The 2,870-nt window shown below is 75.4% G+C and carries 3 protein-coding genes and 1 pseudogene; 2 read left to right on the plus strand and 2 right to left on the minus strand.

Features of this window, described 5'->3' with window-relative positions; genetic code table 11:
• Positions 1-250: pseudogene (locus ABZY57_RS32525) on the minus strand (hypothetical protein); the annotation flags it as partial.
• 124 nt (positions 251-374) lie between these two features.
• Between ABZY57_RS32525 and ABZY57_RS32530 the strand changes: the two are divergent.
• Complete coding sequence (locus tag ABZY57_RS32530; protein WP_356518117.1) at positions 375-845, plus strand: hypothetical protein; 471 nt, start codon at positions 375-377, stop codon at positions 843-845.
• Positions 846-1,169: 324 nt separating this feature from the next.
• Here ABZY57_RS32530 and ABZY57_RS32535 read toward each other — a convergent pair whose 3' ends face one another.
• Positions 1,170-2,180 (minus strand): WYL domain-containing protein, encoded by a 1,011-nt coding sequence (locus ABZY57_RS32535; protein WP_356518121.1) that lies wholly within the window; start codon positions 2,178-2,180, stop codon positions 1,170-1,172.
• Between the two features lie 101 nt (positions 2,181-2,281).
• On the opposite strand from ABZY57_RS32535, the gene ABZY57_RS32540 reads away from it, so the two are divergent.
• On the plus strand, positions 2,282-2,746 hold the full coding sequence (locus tag ABZY57_RS32540) for a DUF3224 domain-containing protein (protein WP_356518119.1): 465 nt from the start codon (positions 2,282-2,284) through the stop codon (positions 2,744-2,746).
• Positions 2,747-2,870 lie beyond the last annotated feature (124 nt).

Here is a 2,870-nt window from a genome sequence, read left to right on the forward strand (position 1 = left end):
GGCGCATCGTGGCGTGCCCGCGGCGGCGCCACTCGGCCCGCGGCAGACCGGCGCGCTGGCCGCCGCCGGTGATCAGGGCGTTGACCGGTGCGTGCGGGTCCGCGGCGAGCCCCTTGGCCACCAGGACCCCGATCACGAGCGGCACCAGGGCCACGACCAGCGCCGAGCCGGCGGTGGTCACATGCTGCTGCATGCGCGGGCGGCTCGCGGTGGGCGCGGTGGCGGTGCCGGTGCCGGTCTCGGAGGTCATGCCCCCATTCGATCAGCGCGGGCCGCCCCGGGAATCGGGCCGGATACTCAGGTCGTCGGGTATGAGGTACTCAGAAACGGCACCGCATCTGACGGGATCCGACGGGACGAGGAGGAAACCGTACGTGGACACGATCGGGCAGGGTTTCGAACCGGCGGACGGCGACGGCCCCGCGCTCACCGCAGCGGAACGGGCCGCGGAGCTCCGTACCGCCCACGAAGGCCTGCTGCAGATCCGCCGGCTCGTCAACGGCCCGTCGGGCGCCGGAGTTCCGGCCCCGTGGGAACTGCGATTGATGCCGCGTGCGGTGGCCCTCGCACTGGAGGCGGCGGGCCTCCCGCCGTCGGCCCGGGATCCGCAGGACCCGGACGGGCCGCGCACCAGGACCGGGTACCGGGTGGGCCCCGCCGCGTCCGGGGACGACCGCGTCGAGGTGACCTGGCTGGGCCCGCCGGGCAGCGGCGCGGCCGAGGAGGAGCAGGAGCGCCTCACGGCCTGCGCCACCGCACTCGAACGGCTCGGCTGGGTCTGCCTGCTGTACCGCGGCCCCCGCCGGCGCCGCTTCCTGGAGGTCGAGCCGCCGCCTGCGCCCTGAGGCCTCCGGCGAGATCCGGTGTCGGCGCGGGCCCGGCACCGGGGCACACGCGCCCGGGGGGAATGCTCGACGTCCGGACGGACCGTGTCCGCCGGTGTACCTGCACCTCGTCCCGGCCGTCGCCAGCTCGCGCCGCCGGGTCCGGACCTCCACCGACCGCGGCGGCGTGAAGGGCTGGACCGGCCACGCCCGGGTCTTCGGCATCCGCCTCCCGGTGGACGACGTCCCCCGCCCCGGCGCGGCGGCCAAGGTGCGCCCGTCCGGATCGCCGGAGGCACCCCCACGCCCGGCACGCGCGGGCCCGGCCAGGGGGCCGGAGGATTGTCAGCGGTACCGCTCGGCCAGTTCTGCCACCGCGACCGCGAGGGCCCGGCGCAGCTCCGGCGGGCCGAGCACCTCGGCGTCCACGCCGAGGCGGAGCAGGTCGCCGACGGCCACGGAGCCGGACTCGACGGCGAGTTCCACGACCACCCGGCCCTCCGCGTCGGGCGGGGCCGCGGTGGCGAGGGCGCGGACGCCCGCCGCCCCGAACATCATCGGCAGCAGGCGCCGGGCGCGCGGGGAGAGCCGTACGACGGCGGTCTGCCGGCGCGTGGCCGCCTCCAGGCGGCGGGCGGACTCCTCCCAGTACGCGGCGAGGTCGAAGCCGTCGGGGCGTTCGAAACGCTCGCCGGGGGCCTCCACGGCGAGGAAGCGGCCCACCCGGTAGGTCCGCAGGGCGCCCTCGGCCTGCCCCGGGGCCGAATCGGCCTCCGCAGGCTCCACCTCTTCCGCGGCCCGGGCGGCCAAGTACCAGATGCCGCCCTTGAGTACGAGTCCCAGCGGCCACAGCCGACGGTGGACGGCGCCGCGCCAGCGGCGGTAGTGGGTGTTCAGGATCCGCTGCTCCCAGACCGCCTCGGCGATCTGCGCGAGGTGGGGTACGGGGTCGGCGTCGCGGAACCATGCGGGTGCGTCGAGGTGGAAGCGCTGCTGGATCCGGCGGGCCCGGTCGGCGAGTTCGGCGGGGAGGGCGGCCTGGAGTTTCAGCTGGGCGGCGGTGAGGTCGGCGCCGAGGCCGAGGTCCCGGGCGGGGCCGGGGGCGCCCGCGAGGAACAGGGAGCCCGCCTGGACGTCGGTCAGACCGGTGAGCCGGGTCCGGTAGCCGTCGACGAGCCGGAATCCGCCGGCCGGGCCCCGGTCGGCGTGGACGGGGATCCCGGAGGCGCCGAGCGCCTCGACGTCCCGGTACACGGTGCGGACGGAGACCTCCAGCTCGGCGGCGAGCTCGGGGGCGGTCATCCGGCCGCGGTTCTGGAGCAGCAGCAGGAGGGAGAGGAGCCGGTCGGCGCGCATGCGGTCATTGTCCGGCATACCTGACAGGAGATGGCAGGTATGCCGCCCAGGCTGTGCACAGACGGGCCGACAGCCCGCATCACCCACACCAGGAGGCCCCGGTGCCCACACCGACCACGACGCCCGAATCCATCCACGCACCCACGGCCAACGCCTTCACCTTCAAGGACTGGGAGGAGCACCCGGTCGGCCCGCAGGGCGCCTTCCCCCGCCTGGCACGCGCCACGGTCGTCAACGCCTTCACCGGCGCCCTCGTCGCCCCCGCGACGACCTGCGCCTACACCGTGGCCTACACGGGGGAGAGCACCGGCACCTTCACCGGCATGGAGCTGGTCACCGGCACCGTCGACGGCCGCGAGGGCGCCTTCGTCCTGGAGGAGAGCGGCACCTTCGACACCACCGGTACCCGTTGCCGCTTCACCGTGGTCCCCGGCTCGGGCACCCGCGGCCTGACCGGCCTCGGCGGCTCCGGCTCCTTCGACCACCGCTACGGCGAGACTTCGGTGGAGTACGTCTTCGACTACGCGTTCGACGACGCGTTCACGGCCCCGGATCGGTCGGCGTAGCCCAGCAGGCGACCGGGACCTCCAACGGCGCCCTCCCGAGGTCCTGCAGGGCCTGGCCTCCCCGAACCGAGGCGGCGGCCGGGATGAAATGGTTGTTCATCTCAGATGAAACGCCTGGCTGTCC

Source organism: Streptomyces sp. NPDC006450, assembly GCF_040612195.1.
Taxonomy (GTDB): domain Bacteria; phylum Actinomycetota; class Actinomycetes; order Streptomycetales; family Streptomycetaceae; genus Streptomyces.